Origin of the sequence: Rhizobium sp. BK491 (assembly GCF_014194925.1) — a bacterium.
Classification (GTDB): Bacteria; Pseudomonadota; Alphaproteobacteria; order Rhizobiales; family Rhizobiaceae; genus Rhizobium.
Genome location: NZ_JACIAR010000001.1, coordinates 1,083,475 through 1,105,383, shown reverse-complemented (window position 1 = coordinate 1,105,383; position 21,909 = coordinate 1,083,475). Strand labels below are relative to the sequence as shown.

Annotated in this window: 21 protein-coding genes and 1 riboswitch; of the genes, 9 read left to right on the top strand and 12 right to left on the bottom strand. The window is 60.0% G+C overall.

All coding sequences use genetic code 11. The annotated features are described in order from the left end of the window. Nucleotides 1-6 precede the first annotated feature (6 nt). The 4 genes from FHX05_RS05490 (at nt 7) to FHX05_RS05475 (ending at nt 4,010) form a co-directional block, all read left to right on the top strand. Nucleotides 7-837, top strand: a complete 831-nt coding sequence (locus FHX05_RS05490) for a methyltransferase domain-containing protein (RefSeq protein ID WP_112604583.1) — start codon at nt 7-9, stop codon at nt 835-837. 43 nt (nt 838-880) lie between these two features. Further along, nucleotides 881-969, top strand: a riboswitch (Fluoride riboswitch). 112 nt (nt 970-1,081) lie between these two features. Beyond that, on the top strand, nt 1,082-2,449 hold the full coding sequence (locus tag FHX05_RS05485; RefSeq protein ID WP_183870898.1) for a voltage-gated chloride channel family protein: 1,368 nt from the start codon (nt 1,082-1,084) through the stop codon (nt 2,447-2,449). 23 nt (nt 2,450-2,472) lie between these two features. Beyond that, nucleotides 2,473-2,865, top strand: coding sequence for a fluoride efflux transporter CrcB (gene crcB, locus FHX05_RS05480; RefSeq protein ID WP_112605594.1), 393 nt, complete (start codon nt 2,473-2,475; stop codon nt 2,863-2,865). Nucleotides 2,866-3,164: 299 nt separating this feature from the next. Further along, nucleotides 3,165-4,010, top strand: a complete 846-nt coding sequence (locus tag FHX05_RS05475; RefSeq protein ID WP_112334869.1) for an aspartyl/asparaginyl beta-hydroxylase domain-containing protein — start codon at nt 3,165-3,167, stop codon at nt 4,008-4,010. Between the two features lie 111 nt (nt 4,011-4,121). Here FHX05_RS05475 and FHX05_RS05470 read toward each other — a convergent pair whose 3' ends face one another. After that, a complete protein-coding gene (locus FHX05_RS05470; RefSeq protein ID WP_183870897.1) occupies nt 4,122-7,445 on the bottom strand; it encodes a thiamine pyrophosphate-dependent enzyme in 3,324 nt (1,107 codons plus the stop codon). Between the two features lie 214 nt (nt 7,446-7,659). Next, on the bottom strand, nt 7,660-8,655 hold the full coding sequence (locus FHX05_RS05465) for a sterol desaturase family protein (RefSeq protein ID WP_183870896.1): 996 nt from the start codon (nt 8,653-8,655) through the stop codon (nt 7,660-7,662). A gap of 130 nt (nt 8,656-8,785) precedes the next feature. Here FHX05_RS05465 and aac(6') point away from each other — a divergent pair, with 130 nt between their 5' ends. Then, nucleotides 8,786-9,226 (top strand): aminoglycoside 6'-N-acetyltransferase, encoded by a 441-nt coding sequence (gene aac(6') / locus FHX05_RS05460; RefSeq protein WP_183870895.1) that lies wholly within the window; start codon nt 8,786-8,788, stop codon nt 9,224-9,226. Between the two features lie 21 nt (nt 9,227-9,247). Here aac(6') and FHX05_RS05455 read toward each other — a convergent pair whose 3' ends face one another. Together FHX05_RS05455 and FHX05_RS05450 are read right to left on the bottom strand one after the other, a co-directional pair. After that, the gene (locus tag FHX05_RS05455) at nt 9,248-9,910 is read right to left on the bottom strand and encodes a GNAT family protein (protein ID WP_183870894.1); all 663 of its coding nucleotides are present in this window, start codon (nt 9,908-9,910) and stop codon (nt 9,248-9,250) included. Between the two features lie 29 nt (nt 9,911-9,939). Further along, nucleotides 9,940-10,623, bottom strand: coding sequence for a pyridoxamine 5'-phosphate oxidase family protein (locus FHX05_RS05450; protein WP_183870893.1), 684 nt, complete (start codon nt 10,621-10,623; stop codon nt 9,940-9,942). 94 nt (nt 10,624-10,717) lie between these two features. Here FHX05_RS05450 and FHX05_RS05445 point away from each other — a divergent pair, with 94 nt between their 5' ends. Further along, on the top strand, nt 10,718-12,142 hold the full coding sequence (locus tag FHX05_RS05445; RefSeq protein ID WP_183870892.1) for a PLP-dependent aminotransferase family protein: 1,425 nt from the start codon (nt 10,718-10,720) through the stop codon (nt 12,140-12,142). On the opposite strand, the gene FHX05_RS05440 is transcribed toward FHX05_RS05445, so the two are convergent. Then, nucleotides 12,132-12,995, bottom strand: coding sequence for an AraC family transcriptional regulator (locus FHX05_RS05440; RefSeq protein ID WP_183870891.1), 864 nt, complete (start codon nt 12,993-12,995; stop codon nt 12,132-12,134). The two genes, FHX05_RS05445 and FHX05_RS05440, sit on opposite strands and share 11 nt — an antisense overlap. A gap of 135 nt (nt 12,996-13,130) precedes the next feature. On the opposite strand from FHX05_RS05440, the gene FHX05_RS05435 reads away from it, so the two are divergent. Next, complete coding sequence (locus FHX05_RS05435; RefSeq protein ID WP_183870890.1) at nt 13,131-14,066, top strand: phytanoyl-CoA dioxygenase family protein; 936 nt, start codon at nt 13,131-13,133, stop codon at nt 14,064-14,066. An 88-nt stretch (nt 14,067-14,154) separates the two neighbouring features. Here FHX05_RS05435 and FHX05_RS05430 read toward each other — a convergent pair whose 3' ends face one another. The 5 genes from FHX05_RS05430 to FHX05_RS05410 form a co-directional block, all read right to left on the bottom strand. After that, a complete protein-coding gene (locus FHX05_RS05430; RefSeq protein WP_112415465.1) occupies nt 14,155-14,736 on the bottom strand; it encodes a histidine phosphatase family protein in 582 nt (193 codons plus the stop codon). 233 nt (nt 14,737-14,969) lie between these two features. Continuing rightward, complete coding sequence (locus FHX05_RS05425) at nt 14,970-15,176, bottom strand: hypothetical protein (protein ID WP_183870889.1); 207 nt, start codon at nt 15,174-15,176, stop codon at nt 14,970-14,972. Further along, entirely contained in the window at nt 15,173-15,919 is a 747-nt protein-coding gene (locus tag FHX05_RS05420; protein ID WP_183870888.1) for a COG4280 domain-containing protein, read from the bottom strand. The genes FHX05_RS05425 and FHX05_RS05420 overlap by 4 nt, the downstream gene beginning before the upstream one ends. Nucleotides 15,920-16,049: 130 nt before the next feature. Continuing rightward, on the bottom strand, nt 16,050-16,949 hold the full coding sequence (locus tag FHX05_RS05415) for a MurR/RpiR family transcriptional regulator (RefSeq protein ID WP_183870887.1): 900 nt from the start codon (nt 16,947-16,949) through the stop codon (nt 16,050-16,052). A 149-nt stretch (nt 16,950-17,098) separates the two neighbouring features. After that, entirely contained in the window at nt 17,099-18,136 is a 1,038-nt protein-coding gene (locus FHX05_RS05410) for an LLM class flavin-dependent oxidoreductase (protein ID WP_183870886.1), read from the bottom strand. A gap of 214 nt (nt 18,137-18,350) precedes the next feature. On the opposite strand from FHX05_RS05410, the gene FHX05_RS05405 reads away from it, so the two are divergent. Next, on the top strand, nt 18,351-18,728 hold the full coding sequence (locus FHX05_RS05405) for a cupin domain-containing protein (protein WP_112334855.1): 378 nt from the start codon (nt 18,351-18,353) through the stop codon (nt 18,726-18,728). A 56-nt stretch (nt 18,729-18,784) separates the two neighbouring features. Here the strand turns inward: FHX05_RS05405 and FHX05_RS05400 are convergent, their stop codons facing one another. Continuing rightward, nucleotides 18,785-20,464: a phosphoethanolamine--lipid A transferase gene (locus tag FHX05_RS05400; RefSeq protein WP_183870885.1), complete on the bottom strand. Its 1,680-nt coding sequence runs from the start codon at nt 20,462-20,464 to the stop codon at nt 18,785-18,787. Nucleotides 20,465-20,693: 229 nt separating this feature from the next. On the opposite strand from FHX05_RS05400, the gene FHX05_RS05395 reads away from it, so the two are divergent. After that, nucleotides 20,694-21,080, top strand: a complete 387-nt coding sequence (locus tag FHX05_RS05395; RefSeq protein WP_112415471.1) for a response regulator — start codon at nt 20,694-20,696, stop codon at nt 21,078-21,080. A 12-nt stretch (nt 21,081-21,092) separates the two neighbouring features. Here the strand turns inward: FHX05_RS05395 and FHX05_RS05390 are convergent, their stop codons facing one another. Further along, nucleotides 21,093-21,800, bottom strand: coding sequence for a phosphatase PAP2 family protein (locus FHX05_RS05390; RefSeq protein WP_348648306.1), 708 nt, complete (start codon nt 21,798-21,800; stop codon nt 21,093-21,095). Between the last annotated feature and the right edge of the window lie 109 nt (nt 21,801-21,909).

Below are 21,909 nucleotides of genomic sequence, written 5' to 3'. Positions count from 1 at the left end.
GCACGCATGTCTACCGAGGAAAAAGTGGCCAGCCACTATACGCACGGATCGCTGGAAGCGGCGATCCTGCAAAGCCTTGCGGCCGACGGCAAGGATGTCGACAATCTTCGCATCCGCGATCTGGCTGATATCGATGAATTCCATCTGGGGCGACATGCGGCGACGGTGGATTTCGCGAGAGATCTGGATCTTTCCGCCGGCCTGCGCCTCGCCGATATCGGCTCCGGGCTCGGCGGGCCTGCCCGCCATTTTGCCGACTCGTACGGATGCATCGTATCGGGCATCGATCTCACCGAAGAATTCGTTCAGGTCGCCAATTCGCTGACGGTTCGCTGCGGTCTCGCGGACCAAGTCTCCTTCCGGCAAGGCAGCGCCTTGGCATTGCCCTTCGATAGCGGCAGTTTCGATCGGGCGACGCTCATTCATGTCGGCATGAATATCGAGGACAAGGCGAGACTGTTCTGGGAGATCAGGCGCATTCTCAAGCCGGGCGGCCGTTTCGGTCTCTATGAAATCATGCAGATGCGTGACGGCACACTCCCCTTTCCCATGCCCTGGGCTATGGAGCAGGAGACGAGCTTCGTCCGTAGCCCCGATGTCTATCGTCATCTGCTCGCCGAAGCCGGCTTCACGGTTGAGTTTGAGCAGGACCGCAGTGCTCTCGTAATCCGGCTGGCGCATGAAGCGCGAGCCAGGGCCGCTGCGGCTGGCGAGGTGCGAGACCAGGGTGTCCGTACGCTGATGGGTCCGCGGGCTGGCGAGCGCATGAGCAACGTCAACGTGTCGGTCGAGGGCGGCCTGCTTGCGCCGATCGAGATGATCGCCCGGGCGGTGTGACGGCTGCTGTCCGTTGACAGCGGCGGGCCTGTTTCTGTATGGAAAATACAACGGTAATGGATTTCTGCCGGGCCATGGTGGCCGAACCGCTGCTCTGATTTTTCCAGAGAAGCTGATGACTCCTACTCAGCGCGCCTGAAAGGCGAAGGAGTAGAGCCATGCCTGTTATCTTACCGTTATCCCACTGTTTCTTGTTCACCGTCCCCGGAAGACCGCATGCTGGCTTCGCGGGAGGGGCAAACTGATGTCCGTATCCGCCTATTTTCATCATCGTTTTCAGCAATTCCGCAGCCTGTTCAAATGGATCGTTCTCGTGGTGCCGATGGCTGTGGTCGTCGGCTCGCTCTGCGCGCTGTTCCTCTGGAGCTTGGACAAGGCGACAGCCGCGCGCTTCGATCATCCCTGGCTGATCTTTCTTATGCCGGTTGCCGGTTTCCTGATGGTGCTGGTTTACCAGCGCTTCGGCCGAGGCTCGGAGGGCGGCAACAATCTGATCGTTGACCAGATCCATGAGCCCGGCGGCGGCGTGCCGCTGCGCATGGCGCCCTTCATCCTGGTTTCGACGGTTCTGACGCATCTGGTCGGTGGTTCTGCGGGACGCGAAGGGACGGCGGTGCAGCTTGGCGGCAGCATTGCCAGCGCCTTTGCGAGAGTTTTTCGACTCAGCCATGGCGAGATCCGCATTCTCCTCATGGCGGGCATTGCCGCCGGCTTCGGTGCGGTCTTCGGCACACCGATCGCCGGCGCCGTCTTCGCTCTCGAAGTCCTGACGATCGGGCGGATGCAATATGAGGCGCTGATCCCGAGCCTCGCTGCGGCAATCGCGGCCGACTGGACCTGCCATGCCTGGGGCATCGAGCATATCCAGTACCACATCAGCTATCTCACCGGCACTCCGGCCAGCACCTTCCACCTCGATGCGCTGCTGCTCGCCAAGGTCGGACTTGCCGGCGTCATCTTCGGCTTGGCCGCACGTTGCTTCAGCGAGCTCTCTCATGCTGCGTCTGCGGCGTTCAAACGGTTCTGCGCCTACGCGCCGTTACGGCCTATCATCGCCAGTGCAATCTTGATCGGTCTCGTTTACCTGCTCGGCACGCGGCAATATTTCGGGCTTGGCGTCTGGTCGCCCAACCCAGACGATGCGACGATCCTCGGCTTCTTCGATCCGGCCCGCGTCGATTACTGGAGCTGGTTCTGGAAGGTAGTCTTCACCATCGTAACGCTGAGCGCCGGCTTCAAGGGCGGCGAGGTGACGCCGTTGTTCTTCATCGGTGCCGCGCTCGGCAATGCGCTTGCCGCCATTCTCGGTGCGCCGGCCGATCTTTTTGCCGCGTTGGGCTTTGTCGCCGTTTTCGCTGGCGCGACCAATACGCCGCTTGCCTGCATGATCATGGGCATCGAGCTCTTCGGCGCGACGCACACGGTCTACCTCGCTGTCGCGTGCTTCCTTGCCTATATCTGCAGCGGCCATACCAGCATCTATCTGTCCCAGCGTCTCGGCATAGCCAAAAGTGCTTCCGATAATATCCCAGCCGACATGCCGATTCGCCATATTCGCGAACACCGTGTGAAGACGCGGCGGGGAAATGCCGATAAGACCGAAGAGGTTTGACGCGAGGACGGTTGGAGGTTGTCGTGCTCTATCTTATCGTGTTTCTCGGTGCCGGATTGGGCGGTGCATTCCGTCTCGGTATCAACGAGCTTGCTGCCCGCCTGCTCGGGATCGAGTTTCCAGTCGGCACGTTGATCATCAATGTGCTTGGTGCCTTCATCATGGGGCTGCTGACGGAGTATTTCGCTTTTCGCGGCGGTATGTCGCAGGAGATGCGGTTGTTTCTGACAACAGGCCTTCTAGGTGGATTCACGACGTTTTCGACTTTTGCGCTGGAGAGCGTCGTGCTCTGGGAGCGCGGTCAATGGATGTCAGCCATCGCCTATATCGGCCTGTCCGTTTTCCTATCGATCGGGGCTCTGATGGCAGGGCTTGCAATTGTCCGGCTAATAATTCAGGCTCAAACGGCACAGTGATTGGAGATCGGCAGATTTCGCCGCATTTTTGCCGATTCTGAGGTGAATCCCTCTCGAGAATCGCGGAGATTTATTCCACGACAAACCACCGCTCGTTGCGAACGGACTCTCTTGCGAAATTCGACTAATCAACTCATATAATCGCCTATTAAGATCACCGCATAACACAAGGAGTCGGGCGTCGATCAGGATAAGCACCGGCAAAGCATTCCCAATGACAAGCCTGTTCTCGCTCCGGGATTCGCATGCGGATTCCCCGGGCAACTTCCTCCCGGACCGCACCGCCCCAAAAGACAGACATGACGGAGAGTCCCTTGAGCGCACCTGCTCCCACTTCCAACCAATCTCCTGCTCCGGAACAGACCTTCGGCACCGCCGGCATCGCGCCGATGGACCGCCCGAGCGCCATGACCCGCTTTTTCATGGGCATCGTTGCCTGGGCCGAAAGCCTCAACCTGAAATATGCCAAGCTCGGCAATCCGCCGGTCTATGACACCGCGACTTTCCCCTGGGCGGCCGAGATCGAGAAGGATTATCCGGCCATCCGCGCCGAGCTCGAAAAGGTTCTGCTGCGCCAGAGCGAGCTGCCGACCTTCCAGGACATCTCCACCGACGTGAAGACTATTTCCACCGATACGCGCTGGAAGACGTTCTTCCTTCTCGGTTTCGGCGTGAAATCCGAGCAGAACATCAAGGCGTGCCCGAATACCTGGGCGGCCGTGCAGAAGATTCCCGGGCTGACGACGGCGATGTTCTCGATCTTCGAGCCGGGCAAGCATCTTCCCGCGCATCGCGGCCCCTATAATGGCGTGCTGCGCCTGCATCTCGGCCTCATCGTGCCGGAGCCGAATGACAAGCTCGCCATCCGCGTCGACAAGCAGGTTTGCCACTGGCAGGAAGGCAAGGCGCTGATTTTCGACGACGCCTATGAGCACGAAGCCTGGAACCACACCGACAAGACCCGCGTGGTGCTTTTCGTGGATTTCGTCAAGCCGCTGAAATTCCCGGCCCGTTTCGTCAACTGGGCCCTGATGAACCTGGCGATCTTCACGCCCTTCATCAAGGAAGGTCTCGATAATCACAAGGAATGGGAAAAGAAGTTCTACGCCGAAGCCGAGGCGTTCAGAAACCGTCCGAAGCCCTGATCGCGTCGGCCGTTTAGCTTCATAAACCCCGGTCTCTCTGAGGGAGGCCGGGGTTTTGTTTTATTCAGTCACGCGCAGCCGCAGGGAGGCGTCCAGAGAGTGGAACCCTGCCTATTTCGCCGTTCGCACGATTGCAGCGCCTGCCGTCATGCCGCCACCGAAGGCCACGAGCCCAAGGTTCAATGGCTCGGAGCGCTCATTGGCGACATGCAGCATGGCAAGCGGAATGCTTGACGAGCTGGTGTTGCCATAGGTTTCAATGACGCTGAGGGCCGGGCGGCCGCTGCGCTTGGCGATTGTATCGATGATGCGCTGGTTGGCCTGGTGCGGCACCAGAAGATCGAGGTTGGCAAGCTCGATGCCCGCATCGACGCAGGCGTTTTCGATCGAGCGGGTCATCGAATGTACGGCTTCGGTGAAGACCGAGCGGCCGTTCATGGCAATGACGCCATCGTCCGGCAGCGGAACATAGAGCAGGTCCCCCGGTTCCGGTCGGCCGCTGACGATCGGGCGGCTTGCGGTGAAGAGTGGGTTGCGCGCCATGTCGCGGCTGGTCACGAGGCTGGCGGTCGCGGCGTCGCCGAAGAGGATCGCGGTGGAGAAATCATTCATGTCGAGCAGCGGCGACAGGACTTCCGAGGTGATGATGAGCACCTTGGCGTCGTTCTGCTGGGCAATGAAATCATAGGCTTGCTGCAGGGCGTAGAGATAGCCGGAGCAGGCCGCACCCATGTCATAGGCCGCAAGCGAAGGCCGCACGCCGTCTTCGGCGACGGCAACCGCGACGCGGCTTGCGAGCGATGGCGTGGCGATGTCAGGCGTGCCGGTGGCGGCGATCACCAGATCGACATCGTGGATCGACATCTGGTTCTGCCTGAGGAGATCGCGCGCCGCCTTGGTGGCAAGGCTCAACGTGCCTTCGTCGGGTCCGATCCAGAAGCGGCTCTTGATGCCCGTCAGCGCGAGGATTTCGTCGGCCCGGCGGTTCGGCCAATTGTGGATGATTTCTTCGTTGGTGACGCGGCGGGCACCGGTCGCGATGCCAATGCCGTTGATGACGACTTCCGAGAAGCTGCCGGTATGGCGGCGTAGCGCCGGGATGACATGCGATTTCAGCCGCCGCAGCACGAATTTGTTTTGGATTTCAGAGGCGAGCGCGAAATTCTGCTCGCTCAGATCGCGATTGGCATCGACGGTCAGAAGCGGGCTGTCCGTGGCGATCTGGTCGCCGACCTTGGCGAAGACTTCCTGCACGACGCCGCCAATATTGGCGCAGATCTCGACCGAAGCTTTCGTCGCCTCGACGACGGCAACGAGCTGGCCGACTTCGATCTTGTCGCCGGGCTTGACGAGCATATCGGTCACCAGGACGTTTTCGTCGGCGGGGCCGGAGCCGATGGCCTTGATCGCTGCCGTCGGGCCGCTGTCATCCTCTTCGTGCCAGGTGACCTCGCATTCGAGAACCTCTGCCATCAGGTCCACCAGCTTGCGATAGGAGGGCAGGGTCTCGAGCTGATTGCGGAAATTGAAGGGAATGTGAGCGTCCGAGCGGGCAAGCCGGCGCACGACGACCGGGACATCGGTCTTTTCGGTGACGGTCGCGATGATTTCCGCGCCCATGCCGACTGTGCGGTTGTCTTCATGCACGACGATCAGGCGGCGGGTGCGCCGTGCACTCGCCAGCACTTCCTTCTCGTCCCAGGGCGAGATCGAGCGTAGATCGATCACCTCGACGGAGAAGCCCTGAGCCTCGAAAGCGCTTGCGGCATTGGCGCAGAGCGAAACGGTGTTGCCGTAGCTGACGAGGGTAATGTCGCGACCGCGGGTAACATGGCGCGACAGGCCGGGATGGACGAAATGCTTGTGCAGATCCTCGGAGGTGCGGCCGTCGGAATTGTTGAGTACGGCCTTCGGATAGAGGAAGACCGTCGGACGTCGCGACTCGAAGGCGGCATTCAGCAGACCGGCAGCATCGCCGGCGCTGGAGGGCATGACGACATCAATGCCGGGCGTATGCGCCAGCATTCCCTCGAAGCTCTGGGCATGGAAGGGGCCGAGACCGGGCTTGTAGCCGCCGCAGCTCACCATCAGGATGACGGGTGCTTCCCAGGCGCCATTGCTGCGCCAGAACATACTGCCCATTTCCGAGACGATCTGGTTATAGGCAAGCGGCAGGAAATCTGCGAACTGCAGGAAGGCGACAGGGCGCTGGCCGGCCAATGCGCGGCCGACGGCGGTGCCGACGATTGTCGATTCGGTGAGGGCGGCGTTGTGCACGCGGTCGGGATATTTCGTGCTGAGGCCGCGTGTCACACCGAAAACGTCGCCCTTCGGATCCTCGATATCCTGGCCGAACAGGACGACGTCCGGATTTGCGGCCAGCTGCTTGTCGAGAACGACATTCAGCGCCTCGCGCATCGTCAGTGTCGATGCGGTCTCGTTGCCGCGATATTCCGCCTTGCCATTGAACGATGCAGGGTAGGGAGCCTTAGCTTCCGGCTCCACCTTCGGAGCGTCTTCTTTGCGGGCAAGGGCCGCTTCAGCCTGCACTTCCGCAATCAGTTCCTGTTCGATCTTCTGCAGCGCATCGGCGTCGACACCGGCTTTGTGCAGCATTGCCCGCAGGTTCGGCAGCGGATCGCGCGAAGAGCCTGCCTCGATTTCGAGCAGGGTGCGATAGGTCTTCTGATCGTCGGCGTTGGTATGATCGGAAAGGCGCTCGACGTTCAAAAGCACGATGCTGGGCGTGCGGTTGTTGCGGCTATGGCGCACGGCCTTGTGGAAGGCGTCGCGCGATGCGGTGAGATCGTCGCCATCCGTGCGGATGATATCGATGCCGTAGAAAGAGGAGGCGGGGCCGGCGGGCAAATCGAAGAAGGTCTGCTTGCCGGTGCGTGTCGAGATGGAGAAGCTGTTGTCCTCGATGATGAAGACGACAGGATATTGGCTGCGCACGGCTTCGGCGACGGCTTCGAGGAATTCGCCCTGCTGCGTGGTGCCGTCGCCAACGCAACAGATGGCGATCGGCATTCCCGGCTTGTGCTTCAGGGATGCTGCGACGCCAACGGCATGCAGAGCATTGTTGCCGACCGGTCCGACGATCGATGTGATATTGAGGGCGCGGGAGGAAAGATGCGCGCTCATCTGCCGGCCGGCGGAATGGGAATTGGCTGTCGCAAGCAGGCTGGAGAAGAACTCACGAATGGGCATGCCGCGTGCCAGCATGAGGGCTTTGTCGCGATAATGCAGATGCAGCCAGTCGTCGTCCTGAAGGAATTCGTTGAGAAGCGCCGTGGACTCGTGTCCGGCGCCGGAAACATGGAAATGTGCTATGCCCTGCTTGATGAATTCTCGCTCAAGACGGTCTATTTCTCTGGAAACGAAAAATATTCTGTGAAGTTGCTTGAGGTATTCTGTTGTAAACCTCCCTTCCATCTCAATGATTTTCCTAATCTTTCGTCTAAAACCGCTGGAGGGACCTAGGTAGACCCCTAGGCTGCCTTTTTCAATACACGTTAAATGACAATATTTTCTCGGTTTGAAACGGAAATAAGTGAATTATCAGGCTGCAAATTTTCGCGATGTTTCTATCCGTGGCCACGCACCCGTCCGCGCGCGGCGCGATTGGCACCTTTTATCGAAAGCGATCCTAGCCTGATTTGCGGATTTTAGCGTTGGCGTTCCGCCTTGCCGCAGCGGCCTTTGCGGCCTGTTCTTCCTGAAGGATCAGTTCCTTCGGCTTCTTGCCGATGATCTCCTTGCGGCCTTTCCGGGAGAAGGGCTGCGCGAGTTGAGCGAGGAAGCCCTTGGCGACCTTGCCGGTGATGCCGATATCCGTGGAGGAGGGGCGCGGCGGGTTATAGAAGGTGCCGAGAAGCTGATCCCAGATCACGAGGTTTTCCCCATAATTCGTATTGCCTTCGGCAAGCACCTTGGAATGATGCCAGCGATGCAGGCGGGGAGTCGAGAATATGAGATCGAGCGGGCCGGTGCGCATATCGACATTGCAATGCGTCAAGAGGCCGATGAAGGCCGTGACCGCGCCGATCCAGAGGAAGACCGGCAACGGCGCACCGAGCAAATAAAGCGGGATCTGGCCGAGCGCGATCTTGAAGAGCGTATCGATGAAGTGGAAACGGCCGGTGTTGATGACCCAAAGGCGCTCGACGCTGTGATGAAGGGCATGGAAGCGCCACAGCGACAGATGCTCATGCGCCAGGCGATGCGCCATATAGAGGCCGAACTCGGCGATAACGAGGCCGAGCACCACCTGGAAGGCCATAGGCCATTGATCCGGCCAGAAATGCGAATGGTAACTGAGCGCCGGCTGCGCGACCGTCGCGACGGCCATCGGGAAGGAGGTCCCGATCGCAGCGGCGATCTGCACGCCGCCCTTGCTTAGCAGCGTATGGGCGATATCGTTGAAGGTCTCGCCATCGCGCTTCTGCCAAGTCTTCTCGTAAGGCATCAACCGCTCGAAGAGGGCGATGATGGCTACCGTCGAAAGATAGACGACATTGAACCAGAGAAGATGCATATCCGACCGGAAGGCGAAATAGGCTCCCGTTAGTCCACCGCATAGGATGGCTGGCCATAACAGGGAGGAAACAGCAGCGTAAAGACGCGAACTGCTTTGAAATGTCATTCCATCATCCTCAGATTCTGATCGGCGAAATAGCGCGTGAATATGCGCGATATGTAGCGCGATGATTGTGGAGTCGAAAGCGAAATTTTTCCTGTGGTCGGCAACAGGCAGTTGGGTAGGAGATCGAGACATGCGCATAGAGCAGGCGGCAGGCGAACATCTGGAGGCGTGGGCTCGGTTGCGCTTCGAACTTTGGCCCCATAGTTCGCTCGAACATCATCGGGCGGAACTGGCGCAATTTCGCGCTCATGAAAATGCTTCTGCGTTTGTCGCGATCGATTCTGCCGGTCATGTCGTCGGTTTTGCCGAAGCGACATTGCGGCATGATTACGTCAATGGCTGCGAGACTTCGCCGGTCTTGTTCCTGGAGGGCATCTATGTGCGTCCCGAAGATCGGCGCGGAGGGGCGGCGCGGGCGCTTTGCCAGGCTGTCGCCGCATGGGGGCGGGAGGCTGGCTGCACTGAGTTTGCCTCGGATGCACTGATCGACAATCTTGCGAGCCACGCCTTTCATGCCGCGCTCGGTTTCGTCGAAACCAGGCGCGTGGTCTACTTCCGAAAGCTGCTTTAGGCCGAAGCCACAGGACTGTGCCTAGCCGAATGTCAATTTCGTCTTCTGCTGGCCAGCCTCGTCGAAATTCTCCGGGCTCAGCCAGCGCTCGTAGCCGGCCTTAAGGCGCGGCCAGTCGGCGTCGATCATGGCGAACCAGGCGGTGTCACGGTTCTGGCCCTTGGCGACCATGTGCTGTCGGAAAATACCTTCGTAAACGAAGCCGAAACGCTCGGCTGCCCGCTTCGAAGGTTCATTGAGATTGTTGCATTTCCATTCAAAGCGGCGATAGCCGAGCGTGTCGAAGACGTAGGATGCGAACAGATAGAGCGTTTCGGTCGTCACGCGGCTGCGGGCAATGGCAGGTCCCCACAGGATGCTGCCGATTTCGATGACGCCATGCGCGTTGTCGATGCGCATCAATGCCTGTCGGCCCTCGGCGCGTCCGGTCCGCTTGTCGATTGTCGCGAAGAAGAGCGGATCGGCGCTGGATGCGGCTTTCTCGAGCCAGGGCGAAAAGGCGGCGCGGTCGGCCGGGGCATCCTCGAAAAGATAGCGAAAGCGATCTTCCGCGCCGGGTGCGCGGGCCGAGGCAAGGAGATCGTCGCCATGACGGGCCGTGTCGAGCGGCTCGATCCGGGTGTAGCGGCCTTCAAGGGTGATGCGCTCAGGGCGGGCGACGCCCTTCCAGTTCGTCAGATCCATATCAAAGTCCTTTGGTCATCAAATGTAGTTCAGCGAAGCCGGCCGGATTGTATCAGGTCTGCTAGGGATTGTGGCAGTTCCATTCCGTCGGGCATGCCCGGTGCCGGTTGCGGTGGCACAAGGTGGCTTTCGATGGGCAGGATGCCGGCCCAGACGGGATGATCCGCTTCGTCCATATCGCCCGGCGGCCCATTGCGGATCTTGGCGGAGGCCTCGTCGATTTTCATCCGCATGACCGAAGTCGCCTTGACCTCCTGCTTGGTCATCGGTCTCAGGCTATCCCAGCGGCCGGGAAACAGGTCTTCGATCAGGCGGCGCAGTGCATCGGTCTTTTCCTCGATGTCATCGACGAGACGGGCCGTGCCGAAAACCATGGCCGAGCGATAGTTGACCGAATGGTTGAAGGCCGAGCGGGCCAGCACATAGCCGTCGATGATGCTGCAGGTCAGGCAGACTGGCATGTCTTCGGCGGCGCGCAGGAAGCGGCTGGCAGACGAGCCGTGCCAATAGACGTAATCGCCTTCGCGCCAGTGCAGGGTCGGCGTCACATAGGGCGCACCGTCGATGACATAGCCGACGTGACAGAGCGGGGCGGCATCCAGAATGGCGTGGACATCGGCATGGGCGTGGCTGCCGCGCTTCGGGCTGCGTCGCACGCGGGTGCGCTCGGTGGTCGGGTAGGTCTTAGCGTCGGGCGGATAGTGATCGGCCATGTCTTCCTCACAGATCGGGCGTTGATCTCTGCCAGCAAAGAGGTAGGCTATAAACGGCCAGTTTTTTGATTTTTAACAGACCAGTTGAGGTTTCATGACATCGGTGGCGCAGTGGCCGGCACTGGACCGGTCTTCGGGCGACCTAGAGGGGCAAGTCTACCGCTTGATGCGCGATCGTATCCTGCGCGGGCAGATGCCGGCAGGGCAACGGGTGCCGTCGACGCGGACGATGGCCCTCTCGTTCGGCGTTGCGCGCTCGACCGTGGTCAACGCCTATGATCGGCTCAAGGCGGAAGGCTATCTTCACGCGACATCTGGCGCGGCGACACGCGTCGCGGCATTCCCGACGACGCCGTTGTCGGGTCAGGCTGCACCACCGCCCCCAAATTTGCCGCGTGTTACGGAATTCAAGACCGGGGGATTGTATGAACCCGGCGTGCCCGATGTCTCCACCTTTCCCCATGCCGCCTGGGCGCGCTGTCTCGGTGCTCGGGGTCGATCGTTACGGGTGCATGATCTTGGTTACAGCGATTATGGCGGCGTTCGCGAGTTGCGTGAAGCTATACTCGAGCACATCTCGGCGACACGTGGCGTGGTCGCCCGCCCCGAGCAGATCGTGATCGTGCCGTCGACCGGTGCTGCAATCGGGCTGCTAGCGAGCGTGTTGCTTCAGCCCGATCATCCAGGCGACATCGTTTGGATGGAGGATCCCGGCTATGCCAGCGCGCAGTCGATCCTGCGGATGGCTGGCGCCAGCCTCGTGCCGGTGCCTTGCGATGCCGAGGGTATCGATATCGCGCAAGGGGCCGGGCCATCGCCGCGCCTGATCTATGTCACGCCGTCACATCAATATCCGACCGGAGCCACGATGAGCCTGCCGCGTCGTCTCGCCTTGCTGGAATTTGCCCGCGCCAATGGTGCGATCGTGCTGGAAGACGATTACGATAGCGAGTTTCAATATGCATCGCGGCCGATTGCCGCCCTGCAGGGCATCGATCACGGTGAAGTGGTCGCCTATATCGGCACCTTTTCGAAGACTCTCGCGCCCGGTCTGCGCGTCGCTTATGCCGTCATTCCCTCGCGGCTTCTGGCGGCCACCGAAGCGGCACAACGGCTGAGGGGCGCCGTTGTGCCCGTTCACATTCAGGCGGCTCTTGCCGATTTCATGCGAGAAGGGCGGTTTCGCGCCCATTTGCGGCAGATGAACGGCATTTATGCCGAGCGCATGGCGGCAACCGTCGAAGCGCTTCGTCGCCATTGCGGCGATTGGCTTGATGTGGGCGAGGGTGGCGGCGGGCTGCAACTGGCAAGCTGGTTCCGCGACGGAAAGACCGATGATGTTGCCCTCGCGCGGATCATCAACGCCAGTGGTTTTGCAGTTCGGCCGATATCGGCGCTGTATCTTGGCCCTGCGCGACCCGGACTGCTGCTCGGCATTGCCCGTATGGAGGCCCAGGCTGCGGATGGGGCGGCTGCCAAAATTGCCAGACTGCTTGCAACGGTGCCTGTCAGCGCCTGAGAAACATCGCCCGGTATTCGCGCGGTGTCATGCCTTTCAGCGCCTTGAACTGCCTGTTGAAATTGGCAAGCGAGGCATAGCCGACGGCATCGCTGATGTGCTGCACGGCCTGATCCGTGGAAGAGAGGCGGGCGCAGGCGTCGCCGATACGCATGCGCATGAGATAGTCCGATATCGTTCCGCCGGTATGGCGGCGAAACATGCGGTGCAGGCCGGAGACGCTGAGCGCCGCAATATCGGCCAGCTCATCGAGGCTGATCGCGCGGGCATAGTGCAGATGCATATGCGTGAGAACGCGGTCGATGCGCTCGCGGCTTTCCTTGAGATCCGGCGCCTGCGCCGGCGCGCTTGCGAGCGGTGTCGCGTGCCGGTCTTCCGCGACCCTCACCAGAATGCCGAGCAAAGCCAGAAGGCGCTCGACGGGTGGCTTTTCGAAAATGGTTTCGAACGAGGAGCGGACGGCGGCCGAGGTCGTCTGCGAAAAGCGAAGGCCGTTGTCTCCACGCTGCAGCATCGCTTCGATGGATCGGAATTCGACGGCGCCGCCTGTTATCTGCAACAGCCAGTCGCGATTGAACCAGAGAACCAAGGCAATATGCGGCTTTTCTTCCTCGATCTTGGCGCGCGAAACCCAGCTATGCGGCAGGTTGGGGCCGACGAGAACGAGATCGCCGTCACCATAGTCGCCACTGTGATCGCCGATGAAGCGCTGGCCGATGGAATTCAGCGTCAGCGTCAGCTCGAATTCCGGATGGTGGTGCCACTGGAACGGAATGCAGTCGTCAAGCCTGCGGTTCAGCATGCTCCAGGAGGCTTCCGGCGAACGGGGCAGAACTTCGAGATAGGGCCTCATGGGGCGTCCGCAGTGTCATTGGAGCCAGAATAGTATCAGAATTGGCCAAAGCTAGGCAACATGGAAACTCTGGTTAGAGTTACAACTTCCGCCGTCACCCGAAACCAAAAGGGGTAGCCAAGATGGAGGAAACTTATGCAGCCTGCCTTGAAACGAGACGCGCACCCGACCGCGTCAGCAGTCACAACGCAATTGAAAGATATCCAGAAGACATTGCCGCTCAGGGTGCTGTCGAAGGACGATTGGCAGCATTGGATCACGAAAGGCTATGTGATCGTGCGGCAGGCTGTGCCGGCAGCGAATGTCGAGCGGCTTGTCGACCTTTTGTGGCGTTTTGACGAGAAGGACCCGAACGATCCCTCCACCTGGTATGCGCCGCAGCGGCGCGAGCACAAGATGAAGGAGCTCAACAATACCGGCATGCTGGAGATCTACAATCATCAGTATCTCTGGGACAACCGCATGGAAAGGCGCATCTACGATGTCTTCGTCGACATCTGGGATCGGGAGGATCTCTGGGTCACCATCGATCGTGCCAATCTCAATCCGCCGAAGAAGGTGAAGGGCAACCCAAATGGCTTCATTCATTGGGATGTCGACACTTCGATCCGGCCGCTGCCGATCGGCGTCCAGGGTGTCTTAAGCCTGAAGAAGCAAGATGGCGATGTCGGTGGGTTTCAGTGCGTGCCGGAACTCTTCGAGCATTTCGAGGAATGGGAAAAGACTCAGCCGGCCGATCGCGATCCGATGCATCCCGAAATGACGGGCCTGTCGGTCGTCAACATCGACATGGAGCCCGGCGATCTGATGATCTTCAATTCGCTGCTCGCGCACGGCGTCCGCCCCAACCATTCGGATAACCGCGTTCGCATGGCGCAATATATCTCCATGCATCCGGCGGAATACGACAATGTCGGCGAGCGCGAGGAACGTATCCGCCTATGGCGGGAGCTGGACTCTCCGAAGCGCGACGCCTTTCCTGGCGATCCCCGTGAATGGGAAAAGCACAACGCCACGACGGCCGAACTCACGCCGCTCGGTGAAAAGCTGCTGGGTCTCAAGCGCTGGTGAGCGACCACAACTAACCTCTTAAAAAAATATCGAGCGGCTTGTGGCCGCTCGATTCAGTTATGCCGATGCGGGGATCAGTGCGCGGCCGTCAGATTTCGTTCCAGCGGCGGATGACCGGCTCGGTCAGGTCGTGCTCATAACCAAGCACGCTGATGCTCGTGGTATCGAGAACCAGATGCGCGCCACCTTCCGGCGGCAGGCCGACCCAGCGGGCGGCGAAGACGCGCAGGAAATGGGCGCTGGAAAAGATCAGAACGGAGCCGTCGATGTTGCGAAGTTCGCCGATGATCCGGTCGGCGCGGGCACCGACATCGGCGGCAGATTCGCCATTCGGGCAGCCGTCGCGAAAGACCTGCCAGCCGGGGCGTTCGGCAAGGATCGCCTTCGTGGTGATGCCCTCATAGGCGCCATAATCCCACTCCGCCAAATCGTCCTTGACGACGCGGCGGTCGCCGAAGCCGGCCAGCGCGCAGGTGTTTTGCGCGCGCTGCGAGGGGCTTGACCAGACGGCGGCGAAATCGATGAGGGGTAGGCGGCCCGCGAGTTTGCGGGCGGCTTCCTCGCCTGCAGCGGTCAGGGGAATATCGGTCCGGCCGGTATGCCTGCCGGAGAGGCTCCACTCCGTCTGTCCGTGGCGTACCAGATAGACTTCGGGATAGGCGCTGCTCATGCCGTTTCTCCTTTTCGCTACAGCATCGGCCTGAAAATCGGGATCGCTTTTCGGAAAGCCTGATGCGTAGATTCAAACATTGAGAGCGTCCATTGTGCGTCCGTACGGACGCACGGCGTTCTCGCGTGCGAAATTCTTCGCATCTGCGAAGGGTTCTGTCGAGAGTTAAGGCTGTTCGGTAAGTGTCGCGACAACCCTCTGCAAATCCAGGCTCTTGCAGAGGGTTGTGAATCTTATCGTTTCACGGCGCGGCGGACGCTGTGGAGCAGAATGGCGAGGCAGCCTATCAGCAGGAGAAGGCCACCTGCGAGCGGTGGCAAGGCGAGAAACTCCACCGCTCCGGCAATGACGAGAATGAGGATGAGGCAGAGCGTGGCGAGACTGCCATCATCGATGAACATGCCGATAAGCTCGGAGAGGGCGATGCGCAGGACGGTCATTGGGCTGCCTTTGCTGTTGGGTTGCCGCGCATGGCGCGGATGATGGCGTAGGAGGCGAGCGAGACGATCGCGAAGATGGCGATCAGGGCGAGATCCTCGCCCGGCCAATGCGCGCCGATACCTTCACCGGTCCAGAATATGCCGAAGCTTGTCAGCATCAGGCCAACCACGAATTTCAGGGTATTTTCCGGCACGGTGGCGAGCGGACGATGGACCAGCAGCCCGATCAGCATGACCAGCACGAAGGCGGCAAGGGCGCCGAGGCCGGCATAGAGCGTCAGGCCATGGGCACCGCCGACGGCAATCACGATGAAGACCACTTCGACACCTTCGAGCAGCACCGCCTTGAAGGCGGCAAGGCCGGCGAGATAATCGGCCCGGCGGTCCGTGGACTGCGCCTGCAAGGCGGCCGTCTCCTTCGAGAAGGCCGCTTCCTCGTCGTGCAGGGCGATGACGCCGAGCGACCGGAGGATGGCTTTGCGCAGCCAGCGCATGCCGAACAGGATGAGGAGAACGCCGACGACGAACTGCAGGATTTCGATCGGTATCAGCGCCAGCAGCGGTCCGAAGATGATAACGAGGGCCGCCAGCACAGCAAGCGCAAGCGCGGCGCCGGTCAGTGCCGGGCGCCAGCTTCGCGTGACGCCGACGGCAAGGACGATGGTGAAGGCTTCCACGACCTCGACAAACGAGCCGAGGAAAGATGCCGTCACGGTGGAGAGAATGGGCGTGAGGCTATTCATGAATTGATTCCCGAATGACGGTTATGGCGTTGAATGCGAATGGTATTTTCCGGACGATTATTCTTCATGTCTTGGATGAGCCGGGGCTTGGCCATATGCCGTATTGCGTGCGCGCTGCACTTCGGCGTCGTCACTTGCGTTTCCTCGTGCCGCGCTTGCTCCATGTCTTGTCGATGGCGCCGCGCAGCTGGCTGAGTCGGTCAAGGCTGTCGATGGCGATATCCTTGCCCTTGGCGGCCAATGCGACGATCAGGGATTCAATCAGCACCATCGTGCCAGCATGCATGGCGAGGTGGCCGGCATTGCCGCGCGGAACGGGCAGGATTTCAGCCACCCTGTCGGTAACAAGCAGGCCGAGATCGTCGCTGATCAGAATGACCGGTACATCGAGCTTGCCGGCCTGGTCGAGCAGCACTTCGACCTCCCGGTAGAGCGGCGCATAAGCGATCATCAGCACCGCGTCGCCCTCGCCGATCCAGAGCAGGCGATCGGCGAGCGCGATGCCGGAGGCCGAGAGCGCGCTAGTCGGCAGGCCGATGCGGTTGAACTGCAGGCTGGCATAGTCCGCAATGGAGCCCGAGGGGCCGATGCCGAAGACATGACGTCGCGCTGCCTTGGCAAGAATATCGACACAGCGCTCGAAACTTACGGCAAATTCCTCGCGCCGCAGAACATCCAAAGCCTGCTCGTGCATACCGATGACATGGTGAAGCACATCGCCGGCCTGGCTGCCCGTTTCAGCCAGCGTGCGTTGCATCCGCATTCCGGGTGATGGTGCTCCGGTCAGCTCCTCAAGCAGGGCGGCCCGCAACGTCGACAGGCTTTCGAAGCCGAGGTTGCGCGCCGTGCGGACGACCGTTGCGTCGCTGGTTCCCGCGAGCTGCGCGATCTGAGCGGCCGAATTCAACAGTGCGGCCTGCTTCTGATCGACGAAGAAACGCGCGATGCGTTGCTCGGCCGGTGCCAGCGTTTCGATTAAATCGAGAACGCGATCTTTGAAAGCGCGAGATTTCTGCGTCGTTTCTGCCATGGGATATCTTTTGTAGTGAATGCTACCAATTGCATTATCTGTAGCATTTGCTGCAGGAGAATGACAGCGCAAAACAAAGGGCGCTTCGCTGTATTGCAAAGCGCCCGTTTTGATCGCGCTGAAAGGCAAGCGCAGAGAGCTTGCTGCGACTATGCCGCCAATGCTGCGCGCACCGCCGGGATCACCTTCTGGCCGTAGAGTTCGATACAACGCAGCATCTTCTCGTGGCCGAGCGCGCCAGCGCTGTATTTCAGCTGGAAGCGGCTGATGCCGAGTGTCTTGACCACTGGAGCAAGCTTGGTCGCGACCGTTTCCGGCGAGCCGACATAGAGCGAACCCTTTTCGATCTCGTTGTCGAATTCCGCGCGCGTCATGGGCGGCCAGCCGCGCTCGCGGCCGATGCGGTCGCGCATTGCCCTGAAGCAGGGCCACAGCTCCTCGCGGGCCTGTTCGTCCGTTTCGGCGATATAGCCCGGTGAGTGGATGCCGATGGGCCGCACGGGCTTGCCGAGCTGTTCGAAGGCGCGGTGGTAGAGGTCGACATAGGGCTGGAAGCGATAGGGGCTTCCGCCAATGATCGCCAGCATCAGCGGCAGATCGTAGTGAGCGGCACGCACCACCGATTCCGGGCTGCCGCCGACGCCGATCCAGGTCTTCAGCTGGCCGCTTTCGATGGTCGGGAAGACCTTCTGGTTGCGCAGCGGCGGGCGGATGCTGCCCTCCCAGTTCACAGGCTCGTTTTTAAGGAGAGCCGCGAACAGATCGAGCTTTTCCTCGAAGAGCGGCTCGTATTGCGACAGCTCGAAACCGAACAGTGGAAAGGACTCCGTAAACGAGCCACGGCCGAGAATGACCTCGGCGCGGCCGTTCGAAACCGCGTTCAGGCTGGAGAAGCGCTGAAACACACGGATCGGATCGTCCGAGCTCAGCACGGTAACGGCGGATCCCAGATGGATTTTTGATGTGCGGCTGGCGATGGCGGCCAGGATCGTCTCGGGCGAGGAGACGGCGAAATCCTCGCGGTGATGCTCGCCTATGCCGAAGAAGTCGATGCCGAGCTGATCGGCAAGGACGCCTTCCTCGACGACATTGCGCAGCACCTGCGCATGCGGCAGCGGCGTGCCCTTGTCGTCAAAGGTCACGTCGCCGAAAGTATCCAGGCCGAATTCGACATTGTTTGTCGTCATGATTTTTCCTGTCATGTGTCGAAATGATAATGTTGAGACAGCATGTAGTGCCGCTCCCGACCATCCACTACCCGGAAAGTTTCGGCTGAAATCTTCGAAGAATTCGATATGCCGATGGCAACCGACGATATTCGGCAACGCCGCCGTTGCGATCAGTGGCACTCAATCCGATATTACTTCGACGTCAGCACAGTCGGATCAGGAGAGGAAACACATGGTCGCACTGAAAAAGGTCAATCTTACCAAAGCTTTTGCCGCCTTCGATGAGACATGGAGTCCGCGCGTCGGCGGCGATATCAACGATTTCCAGGTGAAGCTCACGAAGCTGGAGGGTGCCTTCCATTGGCACCATCATGAAGAGGAGGACGAGCTCTTCCTGGTCGTCAAAGGCACGCTGCGCATGAAGCTGCGCGAGGAAAATGGCGGTGACGTCGTGCTCGGGCCGGGCGAATACATCATCGTTCCGCATGGGGTAGAACATTGTCCGGTCGCCGAGCCGACCTGCGAAGTCGTGTTGTTCGAGCGCAATACGACGCTCAATACCGGCAATGTCGAAAACGAGCGGACGATCCGCGAGCCCAAGCGTCTTTGAGCGATCCCGATGCTCCGGCGACCCTTAAAAAAGGCCGCCGGACATCATCTAGCCCATCATTTCAGCGCCAGCTTATTCGACGGCGTGCGGCAGGTGGCGAAAACATCCAGCTTCGGATCATAGACCTTCGTCGAGACGTCCATCATGCCGAGAACGCTGTGAAAGATGTTGTCGTGAGAGTAGGTACCCTCGGCGGCCTGCTTGGCGAGGCAGGCCATATCGAAGCCGGCGACCTTGGCGAGATCGTCAGCCATCCATACCAGCATCGGCACACGCGTCTGCTGTGAAGGGGCGATGATATAGGGCGTGCCGTGTAGATAGATGCCGTTTTCGCCGAGCGACTCGCCGTGATCGGAGAAATAGAGCACGGAGCCGGATATCGAGTTCGAGCGCTGCTTCAGCTTGTCGATAACCATGGCGACGATGTGATCCGTATAGAGGATCGTATTGTCATAGGCGTTGGCGATTTCCTCCTGCGAACAGGAGCTGAAGTCGTTGGAGCGGCAATCCGGCTGGAACCGGCGGAATTCTTCCGGGTAGCGCTGATAGTAGGCCGGGCCATGGCTGCCGAGCTGGTGCAGCACCAGCACGCTGTCGCCCTTCACCTTGTCCAACCAGCCGTCAACTTTATCGACGAGGATCTCGTCCTTGCATTCGCCGTCCTGGCAGAAGCGCGGATCGGCAGAGTGTGGCAGGAAGGTGTATGAAACGCGATTGGTGACGTCGTAGCTGCCTGTGTCGTTGTCGAGCCAGGTCACATCGACCTTGGCGTGGGTCAGCACATCGAGCAGGTTTTCCGTCTCCAGCCCCTTGCGATGGCTATATTGTTGGCGCGTGTAGACCGAGAACAGGCAAGGTATCGAGGTGGCCGTCGCGGTACCGCAGCTGCTCGTATTCGGGAAATAGACGACGTTGCGCTTTGCCAGCTCCGGATTGGTCATCTTGGCATAGCCGCCAAGCGAGAAGTTCTGCGCGCGGGCCGTCTCTCCGGCAACGATGATCGTCACACGCGGCTTGCCGTTGTCGACGGCGCCGACCCTGCGGGCATCCGTGCCCAGTGGTTCAGCCACGACATTTGCATTCCTTTGCGCATCGATGACGTATCGCACCGCGCTTGTGATCGGCATCACAGGATTGAGCGTATCCATCATGTCTCGGTGAGCGCGGCCGATGCCGGCATAGGTCTTGTAGAACGTCGTTCCGGCGGCGACGAAGATCGCCGAACAGGCAAGGATGACGGCGGTATTGTAGGCGAGCTTCTTGAGGATCGGGCGATGGACGATCCGAATCCACACGATGACCAGAGATGGCAAGACACCCGTCAGCAAAACATAGGTGATGAAGCGCGTCGTGATCAGATGGCTGCTTTCCGCGCCCGTCGAAACAGCCGCGTTGCGGATCATCTCCTTGTCGATAATGACGCCGAACTGGTCGTTGAACCAGGAAGATACCGAAGCCACCAGCACGAAGAAGATAAGAACCGGCTTCGTGACGTATTTGGCGGAGAAGAACGTGAAGAGCGCCATGATCGCCGCGGAGATACCGATGACGAAAGCGGCAAAGGCGGCCGGCTCGGCGATGAAATAGCCGTAAGCCTTGGTCCAGAACATCCGGTTTGTCACAAGGAGTACATAAAGCGTCGCTACAAGGCATAGCGTGATGCTGCCGATTGCTGGCGCGAACTTTTGTCGGCCAGGGGCTATTTTTTCGTTGGTCAATGATTGTCTCCGAGGCATGGGCTGGCGGCTGACGCAGAAAAGCCCATCACTACAGGTGTGCTTTGGCGGTCAAAGCACGCCACCATGGTGATCAATCCTGACATTTACCTGAACGGCGATTTGCCGAGCGGAGCCGGTTTGGCTCGAATTCAAGCTGTCTTTCCTTTTTGTCGATGTTGTGTCGAAAGTTCAGGTTGTCGTCAGAAATACGTCCCATAGGTTCCCGATTGCAACTGGGGATGCAATCGTGCGGCTTCTATTGGTCGAAGACAACACACTGATAGGCAATGCCGTGCAGGATCATCTGAATGCGGACGGCTGGTCGGTGGACTGGTCCGTGGATCTGGAATCCGCCAAGCTTGCCGCTGCAGCCGAAGCCCACGACGTCATGCTTCTCGATCTTCGATTGCCCGATGGCAGCGGCCTCGATCTGCTCAAGCTCATGGAAGCGCGCGGGGATAGAACCCCCATCATTGTCATGTCGGCCTATGATCAGCTGTCGGATCAGATGACGGCCATGAATATCGGTGCCGTCGATTATCTGGTGAAGCCTTTTGCACTGAGCGAAATGGCGGTTCGTGTTCGCAAGGCGGCGAGGCGCGGCCGCTTGATGCGGATGCGCACTGCCAGCTGAACCGACCCGGCTTCAGGATTTAGCCTGCGTTCCCGACCGCAGGAAATCGATGCTAGCCATCGCCGCGGCAAAGACCACCAGAGACAAGAGCCAGCCGAGCACCGCGTCGGACAGATAATGGGCTCCTGTCATTACGCGCATGACCGGCATCATGATCGAGATGATGGCGAGCGGAATACCCACGGAGAAGCGCAGCCGCGGCGGCAGAAGCAGCACAAGGCAAAGCAGCCAGCCGCCAGACGACGCTTCGCCCGAGACGAAGGAACAGTTTGCAAGGCATCGACCGGCGAACGAACCTGCCTGAACGAAATCCAGCGAACCGCCGAAGAGATCCGTGGTGCGCGGTCTTGGCCTGCCGCCATAGGTTTTGAGCAGCGCGTTCACGATGAGGCCGCAGCCGACGCCGAGCGATATCAGTGCGGCGATATACCGATCCGCTTTCAATGTCCGCCAGCCTGCGCCGTATTTATACCGAGATGAAATCAGCGCGGCGAACAGGACAAGAATGGCGATGTATGGCAGGGCGAGCGTCACGTTTCGCACCATGCGAAGGAGACGATTTTTGGCGAGGGCAAAGCTACCGCAGACGTTGCCGACGGGGGAGGCCGATGCACAAGGCTCCGCCGTGAAGACGCTTTTTGCAACGGCGAGATCGATGCTTGGAAATCGATAGAAGACAAACAGCAGTGTCCACCAAAGCACGAACAGCGCGACAAACACAAAAAAGTATCTGCTTACCGGAGCGTTCCGTTTTGTGCAGGCAATGGAGTTGTCGTACATCTAAAAGTCGGCCGCTGTCTGAACACGTTCAAAGTGGATGCCCGCCCGC